A 1,215-nucleotide genomic window follows, 5' to 3' on the forward strand; every position below is an offset into this window, starting at 1 on the left:
CGAAACCTGCTATACCTATGCTGGATCGCCTTTGGTCGCGCACGAGCCGGGCAATCGGGCGCATTGGGATATCAGCGCGATCGTCCCGCACGCCCGCCCCGGCATCCGCATCCCGCATATGTGGCTGAAGGACTGGAAACCGCTCCACGACCTGATCGGGGACGGTTTCACCCTGCTCGACCTGCGTGGCGATTTCGACACGTCCGCGCTGGAGGCTGTATTTGCCGCGATCGGTGCGCCCTTCGCAGTCTGCCGCCTTGACGAGCGGCGGCTGATCGAGATTTTCAACGCTTCTGCATTCCTGCTTCGTCCGGACCTGCACGTCGCATGGCGCGGCGACGAAGCGCCGGAGGACGCGGTTGCCCTCGCCCGAATGGCGACCGGCCACGGCCCGCGTTTCCGCCGCTAACGAAAAAACAAAAAAGGAGAGGTCATATGTTGCGCGAAACCGGAAATCTGCCCGACCAGGTCGAGGTGCTGGTCCTGGGTGCAGGCATCGCTGGCCACTGCGCCGCCCTCGCCGCTGCCGAGGCAGGCGCTCAAGTGCTGTTGCTCGAAAAAAGCGGCCAACCCGGCGGCAGTTCCGCGATGGCGGGCGGCGGATTCGCCTTTTCCGGCACCGATCTGACGCTGGCCGCGGGCCAGCAGGACAGCCTCGAAGCCTTTCGCCAGGACCTGTTCGCCAGCGGCCTTGGCAAGAACAACCCCGACATGATCGACCGCTTCCTCGACAGCCAGTTGGATGGCTACACGTTCCTGAAGGACCACGGGGTCAAGTTCGAACTCTACGACGCGGTGCCGCGCATCCACACCACCGGCACTGGCCGGGCGGTCACCGACCTCCACCTCGCGGCGCGTGCGCATCCCAACATCCAGTTCTTCTCAAAGACCGCCGCCATGCGCCTGCATCGGACGCAGGCCGATGGCCCGGTCGATTGCGCCACAGTGTTTTTCGGCGATCAGGAACATGAGGTTACGGCGACGCGCGGTATTGTTCTTGCCACGGGCGGCTTCTCACGCTCGCGAGAAATGCTGCGCGTGTTTGCCCCCGAACTGCTCGACGCGGTCAAGCATGGCGGGGTCGCCAATACCGGCGACGGGCTGATGATGGCGACGATGCTGGGCGCCGGTCTCGCCGATCTTGGCTATGTCACCGGATCATTCGGCGGCGCGATCCGCAACTATCCTCACGGCGTACAGGGTGCGGACGAAGTA

2 protein-coding genes are annotated in these 1,215 nt (G+C 64.5%); both read left to right on the forward strand.

Annotated features, from left to right (window positions below; translation table 11 throughout):
* A partial coding sequence (locus U1769_RS25135) for an aromatic-ring hydroxylase C-terminal domain-containing protein (protein ID WP_443030459.1) occupies positions 1–409 on the forward strand: 409 nt, incomplete at its 5' end.
* Between the two features lie 26 nt (positions 410–435).
* Positions 436–1,215: FAD-dependent oxidoreductase (locus U1769_RS25140; RefSeq protein WP_332720889.1), on the forward strand; the 780-nt coding region annotated here is incomplete at its 3' end.

It is taken from the genome of Parasphingomonas zepuensis (assembly GCF_036663735.1).
Lineage (GTDB): Bacteria > Pseudomonadota > Alphaproteobacteria > Sphingomonadales > Sphingomonadaceae > Sphingomonas.